Genomic DNA, 25,328 nt, shown 5'->3' with positions numbered 1-25,328 from the left:
CTCGAGCGAGGTTGAGGTCAAGCGCTCAGCGAAAGAACTTCGCGTGTTCGAGCGCCCACTCGGCGAAGGTGAGCGGTGCACGACCGAGGATGTCGGCGACCGAAGGATCCTGGTCGAGGGTCGGTGCCAGCTCTTCGTCCGGATCGCACTGTTCCAGGGTGCGCAGCGTCGCGTCGATCGCACGGTCCGGCCACCCGCGCCGCCGCCACACGGCCCGGCTCTCCTCGGGCGTCAGCTCGAGGGAATCGATCTCGCGCCCAATGGCATTGGCGATGAACCGCACCCGTGCCCGCGTACTCACGGGCACCCCGACCGCGTCCACCGTCATACCCAGGTAATCATCACTGCGCAGGGCCGCGGCCGCGACGGTGGCGAGATCCTCCTCGTGGATGAACGGGTAGTGCCCCGTCTCGGCGAAGGCCTCCCGCACGACACCCTCCGCGCGAATCGTGTCCGCCCAGTCGGAACCCGTTGCGGGATAGGTGTCTTCGAGCACCGCGCCCATCACGGCCGACGCCCTGATGTGCGTCCACCCGATGCCCGACCGCTCCACCGCCTCCTCGATGGCCAGCCACTCCGCGCCGGGCTCCTCGTATCCCATTCCGTACGAGGACAATAGGGCGATCTGACCGACATGCGCGGTGCGGGCGAGTGCGAGGGCGTCATCGACGGTGGCCGGATCGGCGCCGGTGAGGAACACCGCGTCCACACCCGTGAACGCGTCCCAGATCTCCAGGGGCCGCGTCACCGACCCGACGATCATCTCCACCGCGTCGGGCCAATCCGCCACCTGCTCCGCCTCGGCGACCACCCGCACCCGCTCACCGACGGCCAGCAATTGCCGAGCCAGACACCGCGCGATCACCCCGTACGGACCGCACCCCTCGCTCTTGCTCGCCGCACCCACGGTGAGCAGATACAAGCGGCCGGGCTCGAATATCTCAGGTCCCAACGGAAATGCCCTCCGGCATAGCAACGAAGATCGTGCGCCAGCTCGAGGTCGCGCATCCGAACGCGCACACTGTATCCGCTCACCGCGTGCACGTCATGAGGTGCCCACGCCCCGCGGGACATAGCCACAAGTCTTTCGTTTTGCGTAAGGTCGGGTGGGTGGTGAATGTGGGGGGACGTCGCGCCGAGTTGGCGGACACCGCTCGCGGGTGGTGGGTCGCGGGGGTGTTGACGCTTGTCGCGGCGCTCTCACGATTCGTCGGATTGGTATCGGCGACCGACGGCGGCACCCCTGTTTTCGACGAGAAGTACTACGCCGTGCAGGCGTGGGAGATGCTCTCCAACGGCACGGGCGTGGAGGACAACCCCGCGTATCCGGTGGTGGTGCATCCGCCGCTGGGTAAATGGCTGATCGCGCTGGGCGAGGCGATATTCGGCAATACGCCCATGGGATGGCGGTTCTCGGCGGCGGTGGCGGGCACGGTTCTGGTGCTGTTGGTGATTCGCATCGTGCGGCGGATGGCGCGCTCGACCATGATCGGCGCGATCGCCGGATTGCTCATGATCGTCGAGGGCGTCACCTTCGTGTCCTCTCGGATCGGCATGCTGGACATCTTCCTGGCGGTCCTGGTCACGGGCGCGTTCGGCTGCCTGATCGTCGATCGCGACGAGATGTGGACGCGGATGGCCCATCCCGACGTCGTGTACGGGGTGCGTTGGTGGCGGTTCGGCGCGGGCGTCCTGCTCGGCATGGCGTGTGCCACCAAGTGGTCGGGCGCGTATTTCGTGCTCGCCTTCGGCGCACTGTCACTGGTCTTCGATGCCAGCGCGCGGCGGGCACACGGCGTGCGCGGCGCGTCCCTGGGGATGGTTGTGCGTGATTCGGCCTCGGCGGTTTTCGCCCTCGCCGTCGTGCCTCTCCTGCTGTATGTCGGGTCGTACGCGGCCTGGTTCGCCAGCGAGACCAGCGTGCACCGCTACGCGGTCGGCGAGCACATCGGCCGCGGCGGTTTCTTCTCGTTCGTGCCCGACGCCCTGCGATCGCTGTGGTTCAACCACAGCAAAACGCTGGATTTCCACACACATCTGACCAACTCCGCGGGCAATCACCACCCCTGGGAATCCAAACCCTGGTCGTGGCCGATGGGATTGCGGCCGATGCTGTACTACTTCCCCGATCCCGCCCAGAACACCGGATGTGGGCAGTCGTCGTGCGTGCGGGCGATCATGCTGCTCGGCACCCCGGCGATCTGGTGGCTGGCGCTACCGCTGCTGGCCTGGGCCGTGTGGCGGACGGTGACGCGGCGAGACTGGCGATTCGCGGCGGCGCTCACCGGTTACGGCGCGGCATGGCTGCCGTGGTTCGCGTCGCTGGATCGGCAGATGTACTTCTTCTACGCCACCGCCATGGCACCGTTCCTGGTCATGCTCATGGCATTGGCCCTCGGCGAGATTCTCGGGCGCGCAACCGATTCCAGTGAACGGCGAAGTCTCGGGCTCCTCGTGGTGTGTCTGTACCTGGGCATCGTGGTGGCGAATTTCGCCTGGAACTATCCGATTCTCACCGGAATGCCCATCACGCAAGCGAATTGGCAGGACCACCTCTGGCTGCCCAGCTGGCGGTGAACCTCAGGCGCGGGCCGCACGGAAGGCACGTGCGCCCACCTGTTCCGCATCCATGATGTGCGTCAGGAACAGCTTGGCAGGGGGCGTCGGCGTACGGGTCGTCACCGCGTGCCAGGGCCGGTCCAGGGGTGTGCCTTCCACCTCCATGACCTCCAATTGCTGATGGGCGAGGTCGTTTTCGATGGCATCGCTGTGAATGAGGGTGACGCCCAGGCCTTCTCGCGCCGCCGCGCGCACTGCCCCGTGCGTTCCGAGAGTCAGCGTCTTGGGGCGAATCTGGAGGCGTTCGAACAGCGCGAGGGTGGTGTCGCGGGTGCCGGAGCCGTGCCCGCGCAGCAGCCAGGTGGCGGTGAGCGGATCCGGCCACTGCCCGGGCGCGCCCACCACCACCAGATGGCTGGGGCGGCGGGCGCGAATGACCAGCCCGGTATCGCGCGGCGGACGACCGGCGATCACGAGATCCGTTTCGTGGTGTGTCAATTCGACGAAGAGCAGATCGCGCGGCTGAATCGAGAGCCCGATATCGATATCCGGGAAGCGGTGCCGAAACGAGGCGAGCAGACGCAACAGCACGTACTCGCCCGCCGTCGCCACCACCCCGATACGCAGCCGACCGGTCTCGGCCTCGCGCACGGCGGCGTGCGCCTCCTTCATGAGCCCGAGGATGCTGCGGCAGTAGTCGGCGTACACCCGCCCGGCATCGGTCAGCGCGATACCTCGGCCGTGTTTGGCGATGAGCTTGGCCCCCAACTGCTTTTCGATGTGCGCGACGGCGGCGGAGGCGGCCGCCTCGGTGATGTGCAACTGCGCGGCGGCCCGGCGAATACTGCTGTGCCGGGCGACGGCCAGAAACGTTTCCATTCGAACCGCACTGACCGTTCCCATCGTCAGACGGTAGCAAACTTGACGATTCGGTTGAGCGAGACGAGAAACAATCGAATTGTTTGTCGATAACGCCCCCGTCATCCTGGAATTCGCAAGGCGACCACCGGCGCGAGCAGGAGGAACAATGGGTGACACACCAGCACGGGACCGGTGGGATCCGGGCGTACAGTCCTATGCCTCGATGGGATATTACGCCCCCGACTATCAGCCCAAGGACACCGATGTGCTCGCGGTCTTCCGGGTGACGCCGCAGCAGGGCGTCGATCCAGTGGAGGCCTCGGCGGCGGTCGCGGGCGAATCCTCCACGGCCACTTGGACGGTGGTGTGGACCGACCGGCTCACCGCGCACAACCGCTACCAGGGCAAGTGCTATCGCGTCGACGAGGTGCCGGGCCGCCCCGGGGAGTACTTCGCCTATGTCGCCTACGATCTCGACCTTTTCGAAGAGGGTTCGATCACCAATCTCACCTCCTCGGTGATCGGCAATGTTTTCGGTTTCAAACCGCTCAAGGCATTGCGCTTGGAGGACATGCGTATTCCGGTGGCATACGTCAAGACGTTTCAGGGGCCGCCCCACGGAATCGTTATGGAAAGGGAATATCTGAACAAATACGGACGGCCGCTGTTGGGGGCCACCGTGAAACCGAAACTCGGTCTCTCCGCGCGGAACTACGGCCGCGTCGTCTACGAAGCCTGTAAGGGCGGACTCGATTTCACCAAGGACGACGAGAACATCAACTCGCAGCCGTTCATGCGCTGGCGCGATCGCTACCTGTTCGCCATGGAGGGCGTCAACCGCGCCACCGCCGAGACGGGCGAGCTCAAAGGGCACTACCTCAATGTCACCGCGGGCGATATGGAGGACATGTACGAGCGCGCCGAATTCGCCAAATCCCTCGGCAGCGTGATCATCATGATGGACCTGACCGTGGGTTACACGGCCATGCAGTCCATGTCGAAATGGGCGCGGCGCAATGGGATGCTGCTGCACCTGCACCGGGCGGGACACTCCACCTACACCCGGCAGAAGACCCACGGCGTGAGCTTCCGAGTCCTTGCCAAGTGGTGTCGCTTGATCGGCGTGGACCACCTGCACGCGGGCACCGTCATCGGCAAGCTCGAAGGTGATCCGTATACCGTCAAGGGCTTCTACGACACCCTGCGGGACAACAACATTCCCGCCAACCCGCGCAATGGCATCTTCTTCGACCAGGACTGGGCCAGCCTGCCCGGCGTCATGCCGGTGGCCTCCGGCGGTATTCACGCCGGGCAGATGCACCAGCTGCTCGACCTGTTCGGCGACGACGTGATCCTCCAGTTCGGCGGCGGCACCATCGGACATCCGCTCGGCATTTCCGCTGGAGCCGAAGCCAATCGGGTCGCCCTCGAAGCGGTGGTGAAGGCGCGCAACGAAGGTCGCGACCTGCTCAAGGAAGGTCCGGAGGTGCTCCGCAAGGCGGCCGAGATCTGCCGCCCGCTCGAGGTCGCCCTGCAGACCTGGGGTGATGTCACCTTCGAGTACACCTCCACCGACGCCCCCGACGCCGTTCCGACGGCGACCCGCTGAACCTCCAGGAGCCGCAATGTATCTGCGTCAGGGCACCTTCTCGCACCTGCCCGAACTCACCGATGCCGATATCGCCGCCCAGGTGCGCTACGCCCTGCTCAACAACTGGCCGGTGTCCATCGAGTACACCGATGATCCGCACCCCCGCAACAACTACTGGGAGATGTGGGGGCTGCCGCTGTTCGATCTCGACGAGCCCGACGGCGTGCTCGCGGAGATCGACGCCTGCCGGGCGACGTTCCCGCGGCACTACATTCGCGTCAACGCCTACGACGCGAGCTACGGGCGACAGACCACGGCCCTGAGCTTCCTCGTGCAACGACCACCGCACGAGCCGGGGTTCCGACTCGACCGCATCGAATCCGAGGATCGGCGGCAGCGCTACGGCTTCCACCCGTACGCCACCGAGTCCGCACCCGGTGCGCGCTACCGCGACTGACCGTATTACGCTGCCGGAGGCCGATTTTGAGTACCTATGGCCAGATGGGCCCGAATGGGCGGGAGCCTGCACCCGCCACCGGGTTCCGAATGCATCGGCCCGGAGCCACGAACCCCGGCGCGGTGCGCGGTTCGGCCGCCGAGAGTTCCCAACCCGGGGACCCGGCGGCGGCCGACCACCTGCTCGCCGACGACGCCGTGATCGACCTGTCCACCGATATCGCGGGCAAGGACGTCGAGGACACCCTCACCCGCCTCGACGAGGAACTCGTCGGCCTGGCCAATGTGAAGCGCCGGGTGCGCGAGATCGCCGCACTGCTGCTCATCGACCGGGCGCGTGAGCGTTTCGGCCTCTCGGCCACCCGCCCCACCATGCACATGAGCTTCACCGGCGGTCCGGGCACCGGCAAGACCACCGTCGCCCTGCGCATGGCCGAAATGCTCCACGCCCTGGGCTACATCCGAAAACCCAAGGTGCACACCGTTACCCGCGACGACCTGGTCGGCCAGTTCATCGGCCACACCGCACCCAAGACCAAGGAGGCGCTCGCCAAGGCCGCCGGGGGAGTGCTGTTCATCGACGAGGCGTACTACCTGTTCCGGCCGGAGAACGAGCGCGACTACGGCCAAGAGGTCATCGAGATTCTGTTGCAAGAGATGGAGAACGAGCGCAACACCCTCGTCGTCATCTTCGCGGGCTACCCCGACCGCATGGAGACCTTCTTCTCCGCCAACCCCGGCCTGTCCTCCCGCGTCGCCCACCACATCGAATTCCCGGACTACACCCACGACGAACTCCTGCGCATCGCCGAACTCATGGTGGCGCAGGAGAATTTCCGCTTCGACGAGGCCGCCGCGGCAGCGTTCTCGCGCTATCTGGAACTGCGGATGGCCCGCCCCCGCTTCGCCAATGCCCGCAGCGTCCGCAACGCCATCGACCGCTGCCGCCTGCGCCAGGCCAACCGCCTGGTCCACCTGCACCGCTCGCTCGGCCGCGCCGACCTGATCACCCTCACCGACAGCGACGTCTACGGCAGCAGTGTGTTCGCCGACGCCCCGACCGAAGGGGCCTCGGAATGAGGAAATGAGACCGATCGTGCCCGAAGGCTTGAAAACCCTCACCCGCTACACCATCGAGCAGGAGCACCGGCATCCCGGATCGTCCGGGGAGTTCTCGGCGCTGGTGAATGTCCTGGCCACGGCGACGAAGATCATCGCCAACCAGGTCACGCGGGGTGCCATCGTGGGCTCGCTCGGGGCGGCCGAGGCGGACAATCTGCCGGTGACGGTGCATCGGAAGATGGATGCCATCGCCCATGACGCCATGGTGGCCGAGACGCAGTGGACGGGGCCGTTGGCGGCGCTGCTGTCGGAGCAGATGAGCGGGTTGCATCAGGTGCCCACCGAGGTGCGGCGGGGGAAGTATCTGCTGGCCTTCGACGCATTGGACGGGTCCAGCAATATCGATGTGAATCTGCCGGTGGGAACGATTTTCAGTGTGCTGCGCGCGCCGGAGGACGGGCGTGAGCCGACCGGGGAGGACTTTCTGCAACCCGGCATACAGCAGGTCTGTGCGGGATTCACCCTCTACGGGCCCGCCACCATGCTGGTGCTCACCACCGGCAACGGAGTGGATGGATTCACCCTCGACCGGGAGATCGGGGCGTTCGTGCTCACCCATCCCAAGATGCGAATCCCGGACGACACAGCGGGTTTCGCGATCAACGCCTCCAACGAGCGATTCTGGGAGCGGCCCGTCCGGCGCTATGTGCACGAGTGCCTGGAGGGTGTGGACGGGCCGCGGGGGCGTGACTTCAATATGCGGTGGGTGGCCTCGCTGGTCGCCGACACCTTTCACATTCTCACGCGCGGTGGCGTGTACCTGTATCCGCGCGATACCCGGAAACGACCGCCGCGCGTCTCACTTCTGTACGGGGCCAACCCGATCGCCTTCGTGGTCGAGCAGGCCGGGGGCCGCGCCACCACCGGTGACGAGCGCGTGCTCGAGGTGCGGCCGGGTGAGTTGCACCAGCGCGTTCCCTTCATCTTCGGCTCCCGCAACGAGGTCGCGCGCATCGAGCGCTATCACCGCGAACCCGAGGAAGGTCCGTCCTTCGACGCCTCGCTGTTCGGGACGCGTTCGCTGTTCCGGTCGGCGGGCCGCTGATCGACAAGCGGCGCACCGCACGTGAATTCCGTTGTCCGGCAATCGAGGAGGTCCTATGTCGGTCAAACATCCCGTGGTCGCGATCACCGGGTCGTCGGGGGCGGGCACCACCAGTGTCACGCGCACCTTCCAGGAGATATTCCGACGCGAAGGGATCAACGCGGTGATTGTGGAAGGGGATTCGTTCCATCGCTACGACCGCAACGAGATGAAGCTGGCCATGGCCGAAGCCGAACAGCAACGGAATCTGCAATTCTCGCACTTCGGGCCGGACGCCAATATGCTCGCCGAACTCGAGAGCCTGTTCCGCGACTACGGGGAATCCGGGGTCGGCATGGTGCGCCGATACCTGCACGACGAGGGCGAGGCCAAACCGTACGGGCAGCCGCCGGGCACCTTCACCCCGTGGGAGGAGCTGGCTCCCGGCAGCGACCTGCTGTTCTACGAAGGACTGCACGGTGCGGCGGTCGCCGACGGCATCGACGTCGCGCAGTACACCGATCTGCTGGTCGGGGTGGTGCCGATAGTGAACCTCGAATGGATTCAGAAGGTGCACCGCGACCGGACCGAGCGCGGGTACTCCAGCGAGGCCATCATCGACACCATCCTGCGCCGCATGCCCGATTACGTGAAATACATCTGTCCGCAGTTCTCCCGGACCTACGTGAACTTCCAGCGCGTGCCGACCGTGGACACGTCGAATCCCTTCACGGCCAGGACGATTCCCACCGCCGACGAATCCTTCGTCGTCATTCGCTTCGCCGATCCGAAGGTGATCGACTTCCCGTACCTGCTGTCCATGCTGCACGACTCGTTCATGTCCCGGCCCAATTGCATCGTGGTGCCGGGCGGCAAGATGGAGCTGGCCATGCAGCTGATCTTCACGCCGCTGATCCTGCGTTTGATGGACAAGCGGCCCAAGCGATTACGCTGATCGGGCCGTGACGCCCAGTTCGGTGCAGGCGCGCGCGGCGCTCTCCAGCGCGCCCTCGATCCAGGCCCGCCCGCGTGTGGAGGTGCCGTCGCCCGCGAACACCACCCGCCCGTCCATTTCCCCGGTGCGCGTATCGGGTCCGATCTCGACCGCCTGGCCGGGCAGGTACACCGCGGCCTCGCCAGCGGCCCAGCGATCCTGTGCCCACGACTGCGAGGCCCAGCCGCCGGTCCACGCCTGGCGAACCTGGTCGCCGTAGCGTTCGGTGAGGTGGTCCAGGCATTCGGCGGCGCGGTGCTCCGGGGCCAGGGCATCCCAGGCGCGGGCGTCGTCGGACCAGGTATAGGAGGCGATGACGACACCGCCCTCGCCGACCGGATGCGACGGGTACACGGTGATGCGTGGTGCCGCATCGGTGACATCCAAGCCGCCGTGCCCATCCCACCAGCGGCGTTCGAATTCCAGGAAGGTCTTGGTGGCCGCGTCGTGATGCAGTTCGGCGATGGCGCGCTGCTTGCCATAGGACAGGTGCGGGCGAAATGTCATGTGCCGCAACAGCGAGAACGGCGCGGTGACAACGACGCGATCGGCCTCGAGCTCGGCGGCGTTCGGGCCGTGGGTGATTCGCAGACGATCGGTATTACCGTCGATATGGGTGACCTCGGAATTCGTCTGGAGTTCCGCACCGGCGGCCAGTGCGGCGAAGCCGAGTTCCGAGGTCAATCGGTCGGTGCCGTCGACGATTTCGACCAGTTCGGTGCCGGGACCCAGATACGCCGCGGTCATAATATTGTGGGTCAGGCTCAACCCCATGCGTGCGGTCAGCCCCTCGGTCGAACCGAGGTAGTCGATGTGCCGATCGTCGAGATCGCGGGCGAGCAGCCAATCCCGCAGTGACAGTTCGTCATAGCGGGCCAGGAACTCCGCCCACTCCTCGACGCCCGAATTCCGGTCGATCTCGGTCTCGCGGAAGGCCTGATCGAGCAGGGCGCGGCCGTGCAGCGGGTCGAGGCCGAAGGACGTGGCCAGGGGAGCCGGATCCTGGTCGTACTGCGCGCGAGTCAGCGAGATGCCGCTGGCGGTGACGGTCCGCGACGGGTGGCCCAGCAGGAACGGACGGGTCGGCAGCCCGAGCCGGGCCAGGACACCCGTGGTCATGGTGTGCGTGGTCGGAATGCGCATAGCGCCCGCCTCGGCGTGGCCGCCGGTGCGTGAGAACTGTTCGCGCAGTGTGCGAATGCGCCCGCCGATGCGGTCGGAGCCCTCCAGTACGCGCACCCTGTGTCCGGCCCGCGCCAGCACCCAGGCCGCGGCCAAACCGGAGACGCCCGCACCGACGACCGCGATATCGAGTGGCGTCTGCGCGGGCTGCGGGCCGGGACCGGTCAGCAGGCTCGCGTACTGGGTGCGCACATTCGCGCCCGTCTCGTCCACGCCGACGATATCGCGGGCGACCGCTCGTGCTCGGTCGCGCCGGGCGGTCGAAATTCTGGTGTGCGAGAACAGAATCGACTTCCGGTCCGCCTCGATGGCCGTCACACCCACGCCGCCGATGACCGCACCCAAGGTGCCGACCGTAGCCATTCGCAAGACATCCCGCCGCCGAACAGACACCATCACGCCTCCATGAGTTGGCCCAACGGAATCCGGCGGTCGCCTCCGCAGAGGACGACCGCCGGACGAGATCGGAGAGTTCTACAGTTCCCTCGGTACCGCTTTGGCGCTGCCCTTCACCTGGAACGCCGAAATGATCTCCATAATGCCGATGGCGATGAGCCAGCAGCCGACCACCAGCGTCAGCGCGCCGATCGAGGCGAACGGCACCGCGATCAGCCAGCCACCGGCGATGGCGAGCAGGATGCCGAAGAAGATCGACCAGCCGCGGCCGGGCATACCGTCGGCGGCGATGGCTACGGTCAGCGTGGTGATACCGCGGAAGATCCAGCTGATACCGATCCAGATGGCCAACAACCAGATCGCGTCGAGTTCATCGCGGAAGCAGAAGAAGCCCAGGATGAACGACAGAATGGCGCTGATGAAGGCCAGGACCCGCATACCGGCGCTGACGTGCGGGCCGAAGGCGGCGATGAGCTGGAAAACGCCCGACACGATCAGATAGATGCCGAAGAGAACGCCCGCGACCACCAGGGTCTTACCCGGCCACACCAGGATGATGATGCCGAGTGCCACCGAGAGGACGCCGGTGACCAGAATCCACTGCCACGCACTGCGAGCCAGCGCGTGGACCGGCCCCTCTGAAACTTCCTCTTTGCTGGTTGTCATGGCGACAGAATAAGCACAGGTAGAGGCAATAGCGGGGAGATTGCCATGTGTTGCGGGCTACTCGCGACCGGGATCGATGCAGCCGGTGCGGTACAGTAGGGAAAGTTAACCGGGATTCACACGGTTCCGCTGAGCACGCACAAGGAGCAGTCATGACCTCGGCCGTCATTGTCGACGCTGTCCGCACACCTTCGGGCAAGGGGAAACCCGGTGGTGGCCTCTCGGATATCGCCCCGGCCACGCTGCTGGCGGGCGTGCTGGAGAGCCTCGTCGAGCGCACCGGGCTGGACCCGGCGCTGATCGATGATGTGATCGGCGGTTGCGTGACGCAATCCGGTGAGCAGGCGGGCAATATCTCGCGTATCGCGGTGCTCGCGGCCGGGTTCCCCGACTCGGTGCCCGCCACCACGGTGGACCGGCAGTGTGGATCCAGCCAGCAGGCGGCGCATTTCGCGGCCCAGGGCGTCCTGGCCGGGGCGTACGACATCGCCATCGCCTGCGGCGTGGAGTCCATGTCGCGGGTGCGGATGTTCTCCAACACCCAGGGCGTCGACATCTACGCCCCGATCGCCGCGCGCTATCCGGACGGCCTTGTGCAGCAGGGCATTTCGGCCGAGGTAATCTCCGCCCGCTGGAAGCTCGACCGGACCACGCTCGACACCTTCGCGGCGCGCTCGCATCGCCTGGCCGCCGAGACGGCCACGGCGGGCGGCTTCGACCGTGAGATCGTCGCGGCCGGAACGCTCACCGCCGACGAGACCATTCGCGCCACCACCACCGTGGAAGGGCTCGCCGGGCTGAAGCCCGCCTTCGCCGACGCCGAGTATCAGGCGCGCTTCCCCGAGATCGACTGGTCCATCACGCCCGGCAACTCCTCGCCGCTCACCGACGGCGCATCGGCGGTACTGATCATGAGCGAGGAGAAGGCGAATCAACTCGGCCTCACCCCGCGCGCTCGCTTCCACTCCTTCGCGGTGGCCGGTGACGATCCGCTGCTCATGCTGACCGCCGTCGTCCCGGCCACCCGCAAGGTACTCGCCAAGGCGGGCCTGACCATCGACGATATCGACGCCTACGAGGTGAACGAGGCCTTCGCCCCGGTGCCGCTGGTGTGGGCGCACGAGCTGGGCGCGGACCCGGCCAAGCTCAACCCGCGCGGCGGCGCGATCGCCCTGGGCCACCCGCTCGGCGCGTCCGGCGGACGGATTCTCTCCACCATGCTCAACCACCTGGAGCAGACCGGCGGGCGCTATGGCCTCATGACCATGTGCGAGGCCGGTGGCCTGGCCAACGCCACCATTATCGAACGGCTCTGAGCCGCATCCTGTTTGCGACGGTGGCCGTGCGTTCGTCCGAACGCACGGCCACCGTGCTGTTCGAGGGTGGAGCCCGAATGCGCTGACCATGTCGGAGCGCGGTCGTAGGGTGAGGGCGTCGCGTCGGATGAGCGCAGGAGGAACGCGGTGCGAGTTTCGTGGGAGCAGGTCTTCGCCTGGCGGATGCGGCGGCAGTTCGTGGACCCGCGGACCGATGCCGGTGCCGTCGAGATCGCCGAGCGCCTGGGTGGCGTGCAGGCACAGGTGACCTCGGCGGCGGAAACGGCTGTCGCGGTGCGGCAGTCGGCGGGGGAGCCGGGCGAGGTGGTGCGCGCGCTCGGCACCGGGGAGCTCGTGAAGACCTGGGCCATGCGCGGCACCCTGCACGCGCTCACGCCGGGGCAGGCGGCCGGGGCGCTGTCGTTGATGGCCTCGGCGCGGACCTGGGAGAAACCCACCTGGCAGAAGGCTTTCGGGGCCTCGCCCGAGGAGGTGGCCGACCTGGTCAAGGCCGTCTCGGAAATTCTCGACGGGGCGGTGCTGACGCGGGCGGAGTTGGTCGCGGCGCTGGTCGCCGAGCCCCGCTTCCAGCCCATGGCGACGGAGCTGCGCTCGGGGTGGGGTGCGCTGCTCAAACCGCTCGCGTGGCAGGGAGCGCTGTGTCACGGCCCGGCGCAAGGGAGTTCGGTCACCTTCACCAATCCCGCGAGCCTGATTCCGCAGTGGCCGGGGATTCCCGATCCCGATGCGGCCGCGTCCGAGGTGATCGCGACCTATCTCGGCGCCTACGGGCCCGGTACGCCGCAGGCCTTCGATGCCTGGCTCACGCGCGGCAGCCTCCGCAAAACCACTGTGCGGCGGTGGTTCTCCGAGATGGGGGACAGGCTCACCGAGGTCGAGCTCGACGACGACCGCACCGGCTACATACTCACCGAGCACGCCGAGGAATTGGCGGCCGCGAAGCCCGCGCGGTCGGTGCGGCTGCTGGGCGCGTTCGATCAGTACGTCCTCGGGCCTGGGACCAATGACACCGCGCTGCTGCCGGGAGACCATCGCGCCAAGGTCAGCCGGACGGCGGGATGGATCTCACCGCTCGTCCTGGTGGGCGGGCGGATAGCCGGTACCTGGGAGACCGACAAGGACGAACTCGTCGTCTCGATGTTCGATGACGCACCGGTGCCCAAGGGCGTGAAAGGCGAGCTATCGCATATCGCTCGCGCCACCGGGCAGGAGCTCAGCGGGATTCGACCGGCCTGAGCCGGGCCCGTCCGACTCGGGTTATCGGTGATCGTGTCCGGTCGCGTGCGCACCGCGATCCGGCAGTAGGTCCGGCGTGCGAGCGCCCGGCCCGAGAACGGGTCGAATATCCGCGCCCCGCAAATGCTCGCCGCACTCCGAGCACACCGGTTCCACGGTCATGGTGTGGCCGCAGGTCGTGTGCACGGCTTCGACGGGCGGCCCGTCGGGTGCGGCGTAGGTGTCACCCCACTGCCGCATGGCGGCGAGCACCGGCCACAGTGAGCGACCTTTCGGGGTGAGTCGGTAGTCGTAGCGCACCGGGTTCTCCTGGTATGCCACCCGCTCCATGATGTCCTGCGCGACAAGGTGTTCCAGGCGCTGGGTCAGCACATTGCGCGCGATGCCGAGCCGCGAGCGGAACTCGTCGAATCGCGTCACGCCGAAGATGGCGTCGCGCACGATCAGCAGCGTCCACCATTCGCCCACCACCTCCAAACACTGCGCGATCGAGCAGTTCATGTCCTCGAAGCTGGTGCGGCGCATTCCCTCAGCATAGTCAGTTGCTTGAACGAACTCACTACCCTATGGTGCGTTTCATGAAGCAACTCACTGACGGTTGGTCGGGGGATGGGAAGAGATCGTGAACAGCGTTGTCGTAGAGAAGAATTCGCGGGAGGGCGACTCCCGGGTGGTGTTGGGCATTGTGGCGGTGGCGGTGCTGCTGTCGAGCCTGGACCTGTTCATCGTCAATGTGGCGCTGCCGAGGATCGCGGCGGATTTCGCGGGCGCCGATATCGCGGGGCTGTCGTGGGTGCTCAATGCCTACGCCATCGTGTTCGCGGCGCTGCTGGTACCCGCCGGGCGACTCGGTGACCGCAATGGCAATCGGCGCGCCTTCCTGATCGGGCTGGGCGTCTTCGTGCTCGGGTCGGCATTGTGCGCGGTGTCGTGGAATACCGGGTCGCTGGTGGGTTTCCGGGTGCTGCAAGCGGTCGGCGCGGCCGTCTTGACGCCCGCCTCGCTCGGCCTGGTGCTGGCGGCGACACCGCCGGAGCGGCGGGCCACGGCGGTGCGGCTGTGGGTGGCCTTCGGCGGTCTCGGTGCGGCGCTCGGTCCGGTACTGGGCGGCCTACTGGTCGAAATCGATTGGCGCTGGGTCTTTCTGGTGAATGTGCCGCTGGGCCTCGCCGCTGTGGTGATCGGCCTGCGGCGGCTGCCGAATCCGACGGGATCCGGCGGACCTCTGCCCGATGGATTCGGCGCGCTCGCGCTCATCGGCTCGGTGGCCGCGTTGATTCTCGCGCTCGTGCGCGGGCCGGAGTGGGGCTGGGGTTCGCCCGGCGTGATCGGCGGATTCCTGGGCGCGGTCGTGCTGGCGGTGGCTTTCGTCGTGTCGTCGCGACGGCACCACAGTCCGGTGGTGGATCCGAATCTGCTGCGCCTGCCGAATTTCGGGCTCATGCTCGGCAATTCGCTGCTGTTCAATATCGCCTTCGCCGGAATGCTGCTCTCGGCGGTGCTGTGGGCGCAGCAGGTCTGGGGTTGGTCGGCGCTGAAATCCGGGCTCGCCATCGCGCCCGGGCCGCTGGTGGTGCCGATTGTCGCCGTCTTGGCCGGGAAAGTCATTGCGCGTCTCGGCGCGGGTCCGGTACTGGCACTGGGCGGGGTGGTCTTCGCCGCCGGAATCCTGTGGTGGGCAACGGCTCTCACGCTGCGACCCGACTACGTCGGCGGGATGCTCGGCGGCATGCTGATCACCGGTCTCGGCGTGGGCCTCACCATGCCGACCAGCTTCGCCGCGGGCACGGCCGGACTGCCGCCACAGCGTTTCGGCACCGGGTCGGCGGTCCTGAGCATGGCGCGACAGATCGGATTGGCCATCGGGGTCGCGGTTCTCGTGGCCGTACTCGGCACGCCGAGCGGACCCGACGCGACGTTGACGGCGTTCCAACACGGCTGGTACGTGATCGCCGCCGCGGCGGTGGCCGCCGGTGTAATCGGCGTCGCCGCCAGAATGCCTCGGCCCGCGACGGCTTAGGTCCATCGGGCACGGTGTCGCCCTAGGTCGTGCGCGCGAGCCGGACTCGCGCGCACGGCTTGTCCATACGCCGAAGGTCGGGGGCGGTCTCGGGGACGGACTCAGGGTTCGGCCGGATGTGCTGGGCCCCTGCGGGTTTCTACGGTCGATACATGAGAATCGTCCCGATCGCCGCCGCCGTCGCGGCACTGCTGACCGCCACCGGCTGTTCGGCCCTGGACATGGACGACGAGCCCCGGGTCGTCGAGCCGCCGACCACGGTATCGGCCGCCCGGGTGGAACGGGTGCGGGCCGATATCGACGCTCTCACCCGGTCCGGGCTCACCGGCGTGATCGCGACACTCACCGAGAACGGCCAGACCGTCACCCTCGCCTCCGGTGTGTCCGACCGCGCGACCGGCACACCGATACCCATGTCGCCGCCGCAGCGGGTGCGGGTGGGCAGTATCGCCAAGACCTTCGTCGCCACCGTGATCCTGCAACTGGTGACCGAACAGCAGGTGCGCCTGGACGAACCGGTCGATACCTATCTACCCGGACTCCTCGTCGGCGACGGCGTGGACGGGCGCGCGATCACCGTGCGGCAACTGCTCCAACATCGCAGTGGCCTACCGGAATTCAGTGATATGGCCGAGGTGGACGAGTACCGCGCCGCGCTGGCGGGGCGCACCTTCACGCCCGCCGAGGAGGTGGCGTTGGCGCTGCGCAAGCCCGCCCAATTCGCGCCGGGCACCCGATACAAGTACACGAACACCAATTACGTCGTGGCCGCGATGCTGGTCGAAAAAGTCACCGGCAAGCCGTATTCCGAAGAATTGGCCCGACGGATCACCACACCGCTGCAACTACCCGACACCTACCTGCCGCCCTCCGGCGAACTGGATATTCGCGGCCCCCATCTGCGTGGTTACGCCGACATCGACGGTGTCCGCACCGACGTGACCCGTATCGAGCCGTCCGTGCCGTGGGCGGCGGGCGCGCTGATCTCCACCGGCGCGGACCTCAACCACTTCTTCGCCGCCCTGCTGGCCGGAAAGGTCGTGGCCGACCCCGAACTGCGGGAAATGCTCACGGGCCTTCCCCAGGACACCGACAGCCCCCTCGCCTACGGCCTCGGCATCGGCTCGACCGAATTGCCCTGCGGCGCGCAGTACTTCGGCCACACCGGCGGAATCTACGGGTACTACACCATTTCCGGGGCGACCCGCGAAGGCCGCGCGGTCACCTTCGCCATCAATGACTCGACGGATACGAACGCCGACATCGTCGCGCTACTCGACCACGCCCTGTGCCCGTGACTGTGATGCGCTCATGCGCCAGGTGCGAGTTCCTGGGACAGGTAGGGACGCAATGCGGTCAGCGTGGCGGCGTGGCCGAGATCGAGGGCTTGCTGAATGACCGTGGCGTTGCGGCCTACTCGGCCGATCGGGGGTGCACCGGCGGGCGGGCGGATCTGGAGGACGGCGGGGTTGGCGGTCATGGCCGCCTCCTCGCGGTGTTGGATTTCGGCGCGGGCCATCCAGGAGTCGACGGTGCCGGGGGCGTGGCGGGACAGGAAGTTGGCGACCACTCGGGTTTCGAGTCTCGAGGGGACACTGGGCTTTTCGTCGGCGCGGCGGGTGCGCAGGACCAGGACGTGGGTCGCGCCCTGGGCGAGGGCGGTGGCGACCGGCACCGATTCGGACAGGCCCGCGTCCACATAGCGGCGGCCGCCGAGGGGGATCGAGCGGCCCGCCAGGATCGGTAGGCAGGTGGTGGCGCGCAGGGCCCGCTGCAGGGTGGGCACGTCGGTGATGAAGGGGTGCAGGTCGACCGCCGTGCCGTCGGCGGTGTCGGTGGCGATCGGGTGGAAGGTCACCGGATTGGCCAGGATGGCCGGGAAATCCATGGGCACGATGCGCTCGTACACCGAGTGCACGAGGAAATGGGTGTCCACCACCGGGCCGCCGCGCAGGGCGCGGGTGGGGGAGATGACGCGGTTGATGACCGTCGGATGCCAGGCGCGCCGTGAGTCCACCGCGCGCCCGCACAACAGCCACGCCCCATTGAGCGCACCCGCGGACGCGCCGTACACCGCGTCGAAGCAGTTCGTCAGCCCCAATTCCTCGAGCGCCATCGCCATGCCGTGGGAGTAGGCGCCGCGCGAGGACCCACCCTCGATCACCAACGCCAACCGGGCGGCGTCGGCCCGCGCGCCGGGCGCGCTGCCCTCCCGGTGGCGCTGCGCGATGAGTTCTCCGACGTCGATGGGCTCCGGCACACCGCTCTCCTCGATTTGAGACATTGCCCCTCATGTGTACCACATAGCTGTGGCTCCTACGCCGTCCGCTAGCCGGGGTACTCCGCGTGGACGTCGCCGTCGAAGAGTCGCCAGAGGAAGGCATTCATCTTCGCCGCGGCGGGCGCGTGCCGAGCCAGGATCGCGGCGACGGGCGGTGGTACGGCATCGGGAATGTGTCCTACGGCGCATTGGGCCACGTACTCGTTGCGGAGGATGTAATCGTCTCGGGTCAGCGGACCGCCGTTGGGCGGCTTCGGGACTCCGCAGACATCGGTCACGATCCAATTGACCAGGCGCATGGCGGTGTAATCGGCGTCGTAGGCGATATGGCGTTCGGTGAAGTCGCGTTCCGCGGCCGACAGCTCGAACTTCGGCGAGAGGACCAGTCCGAAGTCGCTGAGATGGATCCGCTCCATATCGGTGCGCATATTGCCGAGGTGTCCATCCATGTGCAGCAAATCCCGATCTCGCAGAAACGTCACGATCTCGCAGAGCTGCTGTTCGAAGGCGGCGGCCTTCTCGGCCGGTTCTCGCGCAGCCAGTCCGTTATCGGGTGTGGGATGTACTCGCAGAACAGCACCAGGCTGGACCGCGCGGCCGCGAGCGCTTCGAGACGGGCCCGCACGGCCGGACTGCCGCCCTGTGCGGCGACCACGGCGTCGATGTCGGTGTGTTCGGCCGCGACCGGCGACCGGCCGGGAAGTACCCGCCAGTGATAGAGGAGCGGAAACGATCGCGCCTCACCGGCCAACACGGCATCGGTGATGACGATGTTCGCGGCCAGCTCGCGCCAGGCGCTGAAACCTGGCCCGCCGATACCGTATTGGCACCACATCGGCAGGTCGAACAGGTTCGCCGTAGAGCCCGGATTGGCGACCTCCAGGTCGGTCAGCGGGATTCGCTTGGTGAACACCGGCACGCCGTCCACGTCTACGAGCGACGCGCCACCCCCCACACCGTCGCTGATGGCCCGTCCGGTACCGACCAGCTGGGTGAGCTCTGGCTCGCCGAGCGAAGCCAGGAGGTCCGAGAGTCTTTGGTGGCGGGCGGTTCTGGCAGCCGTCATCGCACGAGTCTGCCACCGACGAGAAGGCACCGCTGGCGTGCCGAGTGCGAGCGTTAGGCTGCGCGAATGCGAACCGAACCCGCGCGGAGACTCATCGATACGGTGGCCTGGGTACGAATCGAGGACGGCCGCATTCTGTGCGCGCGGCCTCGCGGCAAGGACATCTTCTATATCCCCGGCGGAAAGCGCGAAGGCGACGAGACCGACGCCCAGACCCTGCTGCGGGAGATCGAAGAGGAGCTCACCGTGGAGCTGTTGCCGCACACGGTGGTTCACGTCGGCACCTACGAAGCGCCGGTGCCGGACGCGGTGGTGCGCATGGCCTGCTACACCGCCGATTACAGCGGAATCCTCACGGCGAGCAGTGAAATCGACGAGATCGCGTGGTTCACCTACGCCCACCGCGACGACGTGCCGCCGGTGGATCAGCTGCTCTTCGACGACCTGGTCGAGGCCGGTTTGCTGGCCAGGTGAGTTCCACACAATAGAACAGGTTGTTGACGCCCGACTATCGGCGGTAGTGGGGACTCTGGTCAGAACCTAGAACATGTTCTAATGTGAGTTGGACTACGTAACCCGTCCAGGACAGTTAGAGGAGTCCAGCACCCTATGCGTACCGAGATCTGCGATCGGTTGGGCATCGACGTCCCGATCTTCGCCTTCACCCACTGCCGCGATGTGGCCGCCGCGGTCAGCAATGCTGGCGGACTCGGCGTACTCGGCGCGGTCGGATTCACCGCCGAACAGCTCGAGGTCGAACTCACCTGGCTCGACGAGCACGTCACCGGCGTCTACGGCGTGGACCTGGTGATTCCCTCCAAGTACGAGGGCAAGGGCATCGACGACCTGACGCCCGAGCAGCTGGAAGCCAAACTGGCCGAACTGGTTCCGCAGGGGCACCGCGATTTCGCGGAGAAGCTGCTCAACGACCACGGCGTGCCGCATCTGCCGCCGGAGGAGCACCACAACCAGCTGCTGGGATGGACCGCCACCACCGTCGCGCCGCAGATCGAAGTTATCCTCAGGCATCCCAAGGCCAAGTTGGTCGCCAACGCGCTGGGCACCCCGCCCGATGACGTGATCAAGCAGATCCAGGACTCCGGCCGCCTCATCGGCGCGCTCTGCGGTTCGGTCAAGCACGCGCTCAACCACAAGCGAGCCGGGCTGGACTTCGTGGTCATGCAGGGCACCGAGGGTGGCGGCCACTGCGGCGAGGTCTCCTCGGTGGTGCTGTGGCCGCAGGTCATCGACGCGATCGGCGATATGCCCGCACTCGCCGCCGGTGGTATCGGCAATGGCCGTCAGGTCGCCGCCGCGCTGGCCATGGGCGCCGCGGGCGCGTGGACCGGCTCGCTGTGGCTGACGGTGGAGGAGGCCAATGTGCCGCCCGCCCAGATGCAGACCTACATCGACGCCACCAGCCACGACACCGTGCGCTCGCGGTCGTGGACCGGTAAGCCGTGCCGCATGCTCAAGAACGACTGGACCGAGGCGTGGGATCAGGCCGATACGCCCGATCCGCTGGGTATGCCGCTGCAGATGATGGTCGCCCTCGACGGCGTCAAGCGCGGCCACCGCTACCCGGAGGCCGCCAAGGACGTGAACTTCAATCCGGTCGGTCAGGTCGTCGGCATGATGAACAAGGTGGAGCGCTCCGCCGATGTGGTGCAGCGCCTGATCGCGGAGTACCTCGAGGCGTGCGAGCGGCTGAACAAGCTCAACAACGCCTGACCCGCGACGAGGCTCGTCGCGCGTAGGGGCTGGGCGCGACGGGTCCGGCTGCCGGGCAACGCCGATCGGCGCGTCGACACACCATGCGGTGGTCGGCGCGCCGATCTCGTGTCGGAAATGCGGAACGACCGCGCGCTACGGTGTCCTCATGTCCACGCTCCAAGCGATGTCGCGGAACGCCTACTACGCGGTGATATCTCCGCCGGTGGCCTTCGCGCCCACCGGGGTTCGCGCGCGGGTGCTGCGACGGACCCTGCGCACTCGATTCGATGTACGCGAACCCGGCCTGGGACGCGTCGTCCTGCACACGGTGCTCGCCGCGACAGTCGGACTGGTCGCCTGGTTCGTCGTCTTCCTCGCCGCGATCGCCGCGGTGCGTGGCATCTTCTATCCATTGGTCACCAGCGGCGACTACGAGAATTCGTGGGGCGGCCCGACTTTGGCGGGGGCGTGGGCGGTCCATGCCGCCCTCGGCGTCGGACTGCTGCCGGTGTGGACGGCACTACTCGCCGGAATCGGCTGCGTACAGCGGCTTCTCGCGCAGCGGCTGCTCGGGCGCAGCGGCCCGTGGTGGCCGATACCGGTCGCCCTCGTGTTGGCGGCGGCCGGTGTCGTGTTCTTCATCGCGTGGACGCATCAGGCGTGAGCCGCTGCGCCCCAACCGTACTCGGCGGTGTCAGCAGAGCGGGGCCTTCGACCCGGTGAAGCTGCCCTTGAGCAGGCAGACCAGCAGCTCCGCGCCGTCGGCGGAGTAGGTCGCCGAGCCGCTGCCCGAACCGCTCTCCCCGGCGACGTCGGCGGTGGGGGCCTCCAGCGGGATTTCGGCCTGCGCGGGGGCGGCGAGTGCGCCGACGCCGCCGACGAGCGCGGCACAGACCGCGAGAGTGCCGACCAACTTCTTCGAATTCATGTGCTACTCCATTGATCTCGATCTTGGCGGGCCTCAGTATGTAAGTAGCCGAGCCGTCGCCGACAGACCCGAAGGTCACCGCCCCCAGCACTGGGGGCTGTGAGAACGGTCTCCACATCGGCGGGGCGGCTTGCTGTTCGGGACTGTGGATTGCGACGGTGGTCGGGACATGTTGAAGAAGAAGCCGTCGCGCGCGCGGAAAATCATTCTGCCCCTGGCCATTGCCGTCCTCTTGGCGGTGCTCGGCATAGTGCTGACCAAAGTCAGCAAGCCGAACACGCCGATTACCTCGAGTACGCCCAGCGAGCAGCTCGCGGCGGCGCGGACTCGGTTGGACAAGCTCCAGGTCAAGGAGTGGGCTCCCAAAACCGGTTACGACCGTGAGCAATTCGGGTCGGCGTGGAGCGACGATGTGAGCGTCGAGCTCGGCCACAATCGCTGCGATACCCGCAATGACATCCTGCAACGGGATATGCGCGACGAGAAGCTCGACACCGATGGCTGCAAGGTGCTGTCCGGAACGCTCGACGATCCCTATACGGGCAAGACCATCGCGTTCAAACAGGGCCGCGAGTCCAGCGCCGCCGTGCAGATCGATCATGTTGTGGCACTGAGCAATGCGTGGCTGACCGGCGCGCAGTCGCTCTCGCCGGAGCAGCGGCGCAATCTCGCCAACGACCCGCGGAATCTGCAGGCGGTGGACGGGCCGACCAATCAGGGCAAGGGCGATTCCGATGCGGGGGAGTGGCTGCCGCCGCGCAAGGAGTACCAGTGCACCTACATCGTGCGGCAGATCGAAGTGAAGACCGTCTACAGCCTCTGGGTCACCAAGTCCGAACGCGACTCCATGGCGCGGGTGCTCTCCTCGTGCACCGGAAGCGGCGCGGCGGCCACGACCACGGCCGCGCCGACCACGACGGCGGCGAATGTCTACTTCAAGAACTGTGAAGAGGCGCGGGCCGCGGGGGCCGCGCCGCTGCGTCGCGGGCAGCCCGGCTACCGGGTGCAGCTCGACGGCAACGGCGACGGCGTCGCCTGCGAATAGTGCGACAGCGCCCGGCGATTCACGCCGGGCGCAGCACTACGCGCCGGAGGTGCGCAGGGCCTCGGCGCGCTGTTTGACGGCATCGGTCATCTCGGCGAAGCCACGGCGCAACGCGCCGCCGAGCAGGCCGGTGACGACGGGGCTGAGCCAGCCGTCGAGCTCGAAGTGCGAGTCGTAGCGGCACCGTTCCGCACCCAGCGCGGTGACGGTGTGCGACCGTTCGCTGTGCAGCGTGCCGAGGGGCACCGGCTTCATGCGATAGCTGAATTCCCGTCCCGGCGTGTGGGAGTGGATGTACTCGCGCTGTTTGCGCGGGCTGGGGCCGACGAGGCGCACCTCCATGTCGATGGGCGTGCCCGGTTCCAGGGTGGTGCTACAGGAGATGCAGAAGGGGTTCCATTCGCCGTAGCGGTCCACGTCGGTGAGCACCCGCCAGACGAGTTCGGCGGGCGCGTCGACCTCGACGCTCTTGTCGATGACCAATGCCATGGGGCGAACAATAGCAACTGGACTGGAACGTGTTCTATCGACGTGTGCTCGGGCGGGTCAGGAGAATCTCAGGGCCGGGTCAGACTTCGGAGTGATCCGCGGGGGCGGCGGTGGTGGCTATGTTGCGTTGTGTGGTGGGAACCGGGGAAGTCGCGCCGATACCGCGCCTGGTGGAGCTCGATGCCTTGCGTGGATTCGCGCTCGGGGGAATCCTTTTCGTCAATATCACGGTCATGGCGGGACCGAGCGGGTTTCCCGACGGCGCCGCCGCGATCCTGGACGAGGCGGTATTCCTCGACAAGTTCTATGTTCTGTTCTCGTTCCTGTTCGGGTACTCGCTGACCCTGCAGATCCGGGCGGCCCAGCGCGCCGGGGTGAGCGCGCGGGCGCGGACGGTGCGCCGATGCCTCGGGCTCATGGCGATCGGTGTCGCGCACGCGGTGTTCTTCTTCAGCGGGGATGTGCTGTTCGGTTACGGCGCAATCGGTTTGGTGCTGTTGCTGTTCAGTCGGGTCCGCCCCAAGGTGGCGCTGCGCCTCGCGGTGGGGTGTTACGCGCTGTTCGTGGCGGCCTTCTTGGTGTTGAGCCTGCTCGGTCCGCCGGAGAGCGGCGCGGTCGGCGGTGACGATCGCGCCCTCAACGCCCTACGGGCTGGATGGGGCGCGGCCGCGCAGTGGCGTTGGGAATTGTTCACCGACCGCCTGCCCGTCCTGCTGCTCTTCGGTCTGGTGAATGTGCTGCCGCTGTTCCTGGTCGGCTACGCGGCGGGCGCGAGCCGCCTGCTCGAGGACCCCGCGCGCTACCTGCGCTGGTTACCGCGCGTTCAGTGGATCGGATTCGGTGTGGGAGCACCGATCTCGATCCTGACGGCCGTGACCCACTGGACCTGGCTGACCGCGCCGTCCATGATCGCCGCCCCACTGCTGTCCGCCGCCTACGCGGCGACCCTGTTGCGAATCATCCACAGCTGGCCACAGGTCGCCTCCGTCTTCGCGCCCGCCGGAAAGATCGCCGCCACCACCTACATCACGCAATCGATCATCGCCTCGATCATCTTCACCGGATACGGATTCGCGTTGGCGGGCCACCTGTCCCCCTGGACCGTCCTGGGCACCGCGGCCGTGATCTACGCGGCGCAACTGGCGCTTGCCAGCCTGTGGGTGCGCCGCCACCGCTACGGCCCCGTCGAATACCTCCTGCGCGCGATCACCTACGGCCCCAAGCACTTACATTCGCCCGCTACCGTCGAGAAGTGACCCTCGCCGACCGCTACCCGATCCTGCACACCCCCACCCGCTGGGAATGGGGCGGCCTCGACGTCGTGTTCTCCACCGTCCCGCCCCCGGATGACCTGATCACCAATATCCACGTCATCTGCTTCGTCGACGACCGCATCGTGCTCTGCCGCGACGATCGCGACGTATGGCTGGTGCCCGGCGGCACCCGAGAGGCCGCAGAACCGATAGCCGACACCGTGGCTCGAGAACTACGCGAAGAAGCGGGAGCTCAGCTGGCGGGCCCACTCCACTGGCTCGGCGCGCACTACGCGACAAGCGACGCACCCGCCCCCTACCGCCCCTGGCAGCCGCACCCACACAAGGCGTGGCTGTGGTGCAGCGCCGACGTGGTTCTCGTGAGCGACCCGACGAATCCTGGTGATGCCGAACAGATCCTGGAGGTACGTGCTTTCCCTGTCGCCGAGGCCATTCGATTGTCGGCCACCGATGGGCCGCATATGCCGGAACTGCTGCGCCTCGCCGTGGAGGCGCGCGGGCGTTAGGTAGCGGGCGGGGCGACGGCGGTGTCGATGAGGCGACGGGTGGCGCGGTCGACGCGGGCGGTGTCGCCGGTGATCCACCAGTCCTGGATCAGGCCGCGGATTCCCGAAACCAGGAGGGTGGCGGCGGATTCGGGGTCGTCGAGGGTGGGGTCTATGCGGGTGAGGGCCTCGGTGAGGGAGGTGACCACGGTGCGGACTGCGGAGTCGGCGTAGGGGCGGAAGGGGCTGTCGGGGACGCAGGCCGCGCCGAGGACCTGGAGCAGGACGCGCAGGCTGGTGGCGGCCTCGCCGGTGGTGTTGAGGGTGAAGGCGCGAGTCAGTCTGGCGCGCAGGGTTTCTCGGTCGTCGACGTCGGCGAAGAGGGCGCTGATGTCGGGGCGCTGGGTTTCCAGGGCGGCCACCAGCATGGCCTCCTTCGTGCCGAAGTAGTGGATGAGCATGCGGGAGCTGGTGCCCAGGTACGCGGCCACGGGGCGCAGGGACAGCTCCATGAGGCCGTACTCCGCGATATAGGAGATGACGCCGGAGAGCAGGTCGGCGCGGCGGGCGTGGTCGAGGGGGCGGGGCACGGGTTTGACTGTA

27 protein-coding genes are annotated in these 25,328 nt (G+C 67.3%); 16 read left to right on the top strand and 11 right to left on the bottom strand.

Annotated elements, in window-relative coordinates; genetic code table 11:
* Window positions 1-25: 25 nt before the first annotated feature.
* Window positions 26-952 (bottom strand): SDR family oxidoreductase, encoded by a 927-nt coding sequence (locus ACIBH2_RS02585; RefSeq protein WP_397112632.1) that lies wholly within the window; start codon window positions 950-952, stop codon window positions 26-28.
* Between the two features lie 158 nt (window positions 953-1,110).
* Here ACIBH2_RS02585 and ACIBH2_RS02580 point away from each other — a divergent pair, with 158 nt between their 5' ends.
* Window positions 1,111-2,577, top strand: a complete 1,467-nt coding sequence (locus tag ACIBH2_RS02580) for a dolichyl-phosphate-mannose--protein mannosyltransferase (protein WP_397112630.1) — start codon at window positions 1,111-1,113, stop codon at window positions 2,575-2,577.
* 3 nt (window positions 2,578-2,580) lie between these two features.
* Here the strand turns inward: ACIBH2_RS02580 and ACIBH2_RS02575 are convergent, their stop codons facing one another.
* Complete coding sequence (locus ACIBH2_RS02575; RefSeq protein ID WP_397112628.1) at window positions 2,581-3,462, bottom strand: LysR family transcriptional regulator; 882 nt, start codon at window positions 3,460-3,462, stop codon at window positions 2,581-2,583.
* A 124-nt stretch (window positions 3,463-3,586) separates the two neighbouring features.
* Between ACIBH2_RS02575 and ACIBH2_RS02570 the strand changes: the two genes are divergently transcribed.
* From ACIBH2_RS02570 to ACIBH2_RS02550, 5 genes are all read left to right on the top strand, one after another.
* A complete protein-coding gene (locus ACIBH2_RS02570) occupies window positions 3,587-5,029 on the top strand; it encodes a form I ribulose bisphosphate carboxylase large subunit (RefSeq protein WP_397112626.1) in 1,443 nt (480 codons plus the stop codon).
* 16 nt (window positions 5,030-5,045) lie between these two features.
* Window positions 5,046-5,468: a ribulose bisphosphate carboxylase small subunit gene (locus ACIBH2_RS02565; protein ID WP_397112624.1), complete on the top strand. Its 423-nt coding sequence runs from the start codon at window positions 5,046-5,048 to the stop codon at window positions 5,466-5,468.
* Window positions 5,469-5,557: 89 nt separating this feature from the next.
* Complete coding sequence (locus tag ACIBH2_RS02560; protein ID WP_397112622.1) at window positions 5,558-6,547, top strand: AAA family ATPase; 990 nt, start codon at window positions 5,558-5,560, stop codon at window positions 6,545-6,547.
* A 16-nt stretch (window positions 6,548-6,563) separates the two neighbouring features.
* The gene (locus ACIBH2_RS02555; RefSeq protein WP_397112620.1) at window positions 6,564-7,634 is read left to right on the top strand and encodes a class 1 fructose-bisphosphatase; all 1,071 of its coding nucleotides are present in this window, start codon (window positions 6,564-6,566) and stop codon (window positions 7,632-7,634) included.
* A 55-nt stretch (window positions 7,635-7,689) separates the two neighbouring features.
* The gene (locus ACIBH2_RS02550) at window positions 7,690-8,568 is read left to right on the top strand and encodes a phosphoribulokinase (RefSeq protein ID WP_397112618.1); all 879 of its coding nucleotides are present in this window, start codon (window positions 7,690-7,692) and stop codon (window positions 8,566-8,568) included.
* On the opposite strand, the gene ACIBH2_RS02545 is transcribed toward ACIBH2_RS02550, so the two are convergent.
* The gene (locus ACIBH2_RS02545) at window positions 8,560-10,152 is read right to left on the bottom strand and encodes a flavin monoamine oxidase family protein (protein WP_397112616.1); all 1,593 of its coding nucleotides are present in this window, start codon (window positions 10,150-10,152) and stop codon (window positions 8,560-8,562) included. The genes ACIBH2_RS02550 and ACIBH2_RS02545 overlap by 9 nt on opposite strands.
* 111 nt (window positions 10,153-10,263) lie before the next feature.
* The gene (locus tag ACIBH2_RS02540; RefSeq protein WP_397112614.1) at window positions 10,264-10,851 is read right to left on the bottom strand and encodes an HdeD family acid-resistance protein; all 588 of its coding nucleotides are present in this window, start codon (window positions 10,849-10,851) and stop codon (window positions 10,264-10,266) included.
* A gap of 152 nt (window positions 10,852-11,003) precedes the next feature.
* Here ACIBH2_RS02540 and ACIBH2_RS02535 point away from each other — a divergent pair, with 152 nt between their 5' ends.
* Both ACIBH2_RS02535 and ACIBH2_RS02530 read left to right on the top strand, forming a co-directional pair.
* Entirely contained in the window at window positions 11,004-12,167 is a 1,164-nt protein-coding gene (locus ACIBH2_RS02535; RefSeq protein ID WP_397112612.1) for a thiolase family protein, read from the top strand.
* Between the two features lie 147 nt (window positions 12,168-12,314).
* On the top strand, window positions 12,315-13,424 hold the full coding sequence (locus ACIBH2_RS02530) for a winged helix DNA-binding domain-containing protein (protein ID WP_397112610.1): 1,110 nt from the start codon (window positions 12,315-12,317) through the stop codon (window positions 13,422-13,424).
* 21 nt (window positions 13,425-13,445) lie between these two features.
* Here ACIBH2_RS02530 and ACIBH2_RS02525 read toward each other — a convergent pair whose 3' ends face one another.
* Window positions 13,446-13,949, bottom strand: coding sequence for a winged helix-turn-helix transcriptional regulator (locus ACIBH2_RS02525; RefSeq protein ID WP_397112608.1), 504 nt, complete (start codon window positions 13,947-13,949; stop codon window positions 13,446-13,448).
* A gap of 97 nt (window positions 13,950-14,046) precedes the next feature.
* Between ACIBH2_RS02525 and ACIBH2_RS02520 the strand changes: the two genes are divergently transcribed.
* Both ACIBH2_RS02520 and ACIBH2_RS02515 read left to right on the top strand, forming a co-directional pair.
* A complete protein-coding gene (locus tag ACIBH2_RS02520; protein ID WP_397112606.1) occupies window positions 14,047-15,444 on the top strand; it encodes an MFS transporter in 1,398 nt (465 codons plus the stop codon).
* Window positions 15,445-15,596: 152 nt separating this feature from the next.
* Window positions 15,597-16,742: a serine hydrolase domain-containing protein gene (locus ACIBH2_RS02515; protein WP_397112604.1), complete on the top strand. Its 1,146-nt coding sequence runs from the start codon at window positions 15,597-15,599 to the stop codon at window positions 16,740-16,742.
* An 11-nt stretch (window positions 16,743-16,753) separates the two neighbouring features.
* On the opposite strand, the gene ACIBH2_RS02510 is transcribed toward ACIBH2_RS02515, so the two are convergent.
* The 3 genes from ACIBH2_RS02510 to ACIBH2_RS02500 all read right to left on the bottom strand — a co-directional run bounded on the left by ACIBH2_RS02510 (window position 16,754) and on the right by ACIBH2_RS02500 (window position 18,791).
* The gene (locus ACIBH2_RS02510; protein WP_397112602.1) at window positions 16,754-17,704 is read right to left on the bottom strand and encodes a patatin family protein; all 951 of its coding nucleotides are present in this window, start codon (window positions 17,702-17,704) and stop codon (window positions 16,754-16,756) included.
* Window positions 17,705-17,772: 68 nt separating this feature from the next.
* Window positions 17,773-18,174, bottom strand: a complete 402-nt coding sequence (locus tag ACIBH2_RS02505) for a hypothetical protein (RefSeq protein ID WP_397112600.1) — start codon at window positions 18,172-18,174, stop codon at window positions 17,773-17,775.
* Window positions 18,175-18,203: 29 nt separating this feature from the next.
* A complete protein-coding gene (locus ACIBH2_RS02500) occupies window positions 18,204-18,791 on the bottom strand; it encodes a hypothetical protein (protein WP_397112598.1) in 588 nt (195 codons plus the stop codon).
* Window positions 18,792-18,857: 66 nt separating this feature from the next.
* Between ACIBH2_RS02500 and ACIBH2_RS02495 the strand changes: the two genes are divergently transcribed.
* The 3 genes from ACIBH2_RS02495 to ACIBH2_RS02485 all read left to right on the top strand — a co-directional run bounded on the left by ACIBH2_RS02495 (window position 18,858) and on the right by ACIBH2_RS02485 (window position 21,168).
* The gene (locus ACIBH2_RS02495; RefSeq protein ID WP_397112596.1) at window positions 18,858-19,265 is read left to right on the top strand and encodes an NUDIX domain-containing protein; all 408 of its coding nucleotides are present in this window, start codon (window positions 18,858-18,860) and stop codon (window positions 19,263-19,265) included.
* A gap of 135 nt (window positions 19,266-19,400) precedes the next feature.
* On the top strand, window positions 19,401-20,522 hold the full coding sequence (locus ACIBH2_RS02490) for an NAD(P)H-dependent flavin oxidoreductase (RefSeq protein ID WP_397112594.1): 1,122 nt from the start codon (window positions 19,401-19,403) through the stop codon (window positions 20,520-20,522).
* A gap of 148 nt (window positions 20,523-20,670) precedes the next feature.
* Entirely contained in the window at window positions 20,671-21,168 is a 498-nt protein-coding gene (locus ACIBH2_RS02485; protein WP_397112592.1) for a sensor domain-containing protein, read from the top strand.
* Between the two features lie 30 nt (window positions 21,169-21,198).
* Here ACIBH2_RS02485 and ACIBH2_RS02480 read toward each other — a convergent pair whose 3' ends face one another.
* On the bottom strand, window positions 21,199-21,432 hold the full coding sequence (locus ACIBH2_RS02480) for a hypothetical protein (RefSeq protein WP_397112590.1): 234 nt from the start codon (window positions 21,430-21,432) through the stop codon (window positions 21,199-21,201).
* A 169-nt stretch (window positions 21,433-21,601) separates the two neighbouring features.
* Between ACIBH2_RS02480 and ACIBH2_RS02475 the strand changes: the two genes are divergently transcribed.
* Window positions 21,602-22,477 carry a DUF1524 domain-containing protein gene (locus tag ACIBH2_RS02475; RefSeq protein WP_397112588.1) on the top strand — a complete coding sequence of 292 codons (876 nt, stop codon included), beginning with the start codon at window positions 21,602-21,604 and terminating at the stop codon, window positions 22,475-22,477.
* A gap of 36 nt (window positions 22,478-22,513) precedes the next feature.
* Here the strand turns inward: ACIBH2_RS02475 and ACIBH2_RS02470 are convergent, their stop codons facing one another.
* Window positions 22,514-22,966 carry an SRPBCC domain-containing protein gene (locus tag ACIBH2_RS02470; RefSeq protein WP_397112586.1) on the bottom strand — a complete coding sequence of 151 codons (453 nt, stop codon included), beginning with the start codon at window positions 22,964-22,966 and terminating at the stop codon, window positions 22,514-22,516.
* 131 nt (window positions 22,967-23,097) lie between these two features.
* Here ACIBH2_RS02470 and ACIBH2_RS02465 point away from each other — a divergent pair, with 131 nt between their 5' ends.
* Entirely contained in the window at window positions 23,098-24,222 is a 1,125-nt protein-coding gene (locus ACIBH2_RS02465; RefSeq protein ID WP_397112584.1) for a DUF418 domain-containing protein, read from the top strand.
* Window positions 24,219-24,746 carry an NUDIX domain-containing protein gene (locus ACIBH2_RS02460; protein WP_397112582.1) on the top strand — a complete coding sequence of 176 codons (528 nt, stop codon included), beginning with the start codon at window positions 24,219-24,221 and terminating at the stop codon, window positions 24,744-24,746. The genes ACIBH2_RS02465 and ACIBH2_RS02460 overlap by 4 nt, the downstream gene beginning before the upstream one ends.
* Here ACIBH2_RS02460 and ACIBH2_RS02455 read toward each other — a convergent pair.
* A complete protein-coding gene (locus ACIBH2_RS02455; RefSeq protein WP_397112580.1) occupies window positions 24,743-25,315 on the bottom strand; it encodes a TetR/AcrR family transcriptional regulator in 573 nt (190 codons plus the stop codon). The genes ACIBH2_RS02460 and ACIBH2_RS02455 overlap by 4 nt on opposite strands.
* Between the last annotated feature and the right edge of the window lie 13 nt (window positions 25,316-25,328).

The organism is Nocardia sp. NPDC050406, assembly GCF_044459025.1.
Lineage (GTDB): Bacteria > Actinomycetota > Actinomycetes > Mycobacteriales > Mycobacteriaceae > Nocardia.
Note: the sequence above shows the minus strand (reverse complement) of the source record. Positions and strands in the feature narration are given on the sequence as shown.

What these genes read in the sequence shown, in the direction of transcription:
- ACIBH2_RS02525 (WP_397112608.1), bottom strand. Translation starts at nt 13,949, where the DNA reads ATGCGCCGCACCAGCTTCGAGGACATGAACTGCTCGATCGCGCAGTGT.
- ACIBH2_RS02480 (WP_397112590.1), bottom strand. Translation starts at nt 21,432, where the DNA reads ATGAATTCGAAGAAGTTGGTCGGCACTCTCGCGGTCTGTGCCGCGCTC.
- ACIBH2_RS02475 (WP_397112588.1), top strand. Translation starts at nt 21,602, where the DNA reads ATGTTGAAGAAGAAGCCGTCGCGCGCGCGGAAAATCATTCTGCCCCTG.
- ACIBH2_RS02470 (WP_397112586.1), bottom strand. Translation starts at nt 22,966, where the DNA reads ATGGCATTGGTCATCGACAAGAGCGTCGAGGTCGACGCGCCCGCCGAA.
- ACIBH2_RS02545 (WP_397112616.1), bottom strand. Translation starts at nt 10,152, where the DNA reads ATGGCTACGGTCGGCACCTTGGGTGCGGTCATCGGCGGCGTGGGTGTG.
- ACIBH2_RS02540 (WP_397112614.1), bottom strand. Translation starts at nt 10,851, where the DNA reads ATGACAACCAGCAAAGAGGAAGTTTCAGAGGGGCCGGTCCACGCGCTG.
- ACIBH2_RS02560 (WP_397112622.1), top strand. Translation starts at nt 5,558, where the DNA reads ATGCATCGGCCCGGAGCCACGAACCCCGGCGCGGTGCGCGGTTCGGCC.
- ACIBH2_RS02490 (WP_397112594.1), top strand. Translation starts at nt 19,401, where the DNA reads ATGCGTACCGAGATCTGCGATCGGTTGGGCATCGACGTCCCGATCTTC.
- ACIBH2_RS02550 (WP_397112618.1), top strand. Translation starts at nt 7,690, where the DNA reads ATGTCGGTCAAACATCCCGTGGTCGCGATCACCGGGTCGTCGGGGGCG.
- ACIBH2_RS02495 (WP_397112596.1), top strand. Translation starts at nt 18,858, where the DNA reads ATGCGAACCGAACCCGCGCGGAGACTCATCGATACGGTGGCCTGGGTA.
- ACIBH2_RS02505 (WP_397112600.1), bottom strand. Translation starts at nt 18,174, where the DNA reads ATGGATGGACACCTCGGCAATATGCGCACCGATATGGAGCGGATCCAT.
- ACIBH2_RS02570 (WP_397112626.1), top strand. Translation starts at nt 3,587, where the DNA reads ATGGGTGACACACCAGCACGGGACCGGTGGGATCCGGGCGTACAGTCC.
- ACIBH2_RS02565 (WP_397112624.1), top strand. Translation starts at nt 5,046, where the DNA reads ATGTATCTGCGTCAGGGCACCTTCTCGCACCTGCCCGAACTCACCGAT.
- ACIBH2_RS02535 (WP_397112612.1), top strand. Translation starts at nt 11,004, where the DNA reads ATGACCTCGGCCGTCATTGTCGACGCTGTCCGCACACCTTCGGGCAAG.
- ACIBH2_RS02515 (WP_397112604.1), top strand. Translation starts at nt 15,597, where the DNA reads ATGAGAATCGTCCCGATCGCCGCCGCCGTCGCGGCACTGCTGACCGCC.
- ACIBH2_RS02575 (WP_397112628.1), bottom strand. Translation starts at nt 3,462, where the DNA reads ATGGGAACGGTCAGTGCGGTTCGAATGGAAACGTTTCTGGCCGTCGCC.
- ACIBH2_RS02485 (WP_397112592.1), top strand. Translation starts at nt 20,671, where the DNA reads ATGTCCACGCTCCAAGCGATGTCGCGGAACGCCTACTACGCGGTGATA.
- ACIBH2_RS02500 (WP_397112598.1), bottom strand. Translation starts at nt 18,791, where the DNA reads ATGACGGCTGCCAGAACCGCCCGCCACCAAAGACTCTCGGACCTCCTG.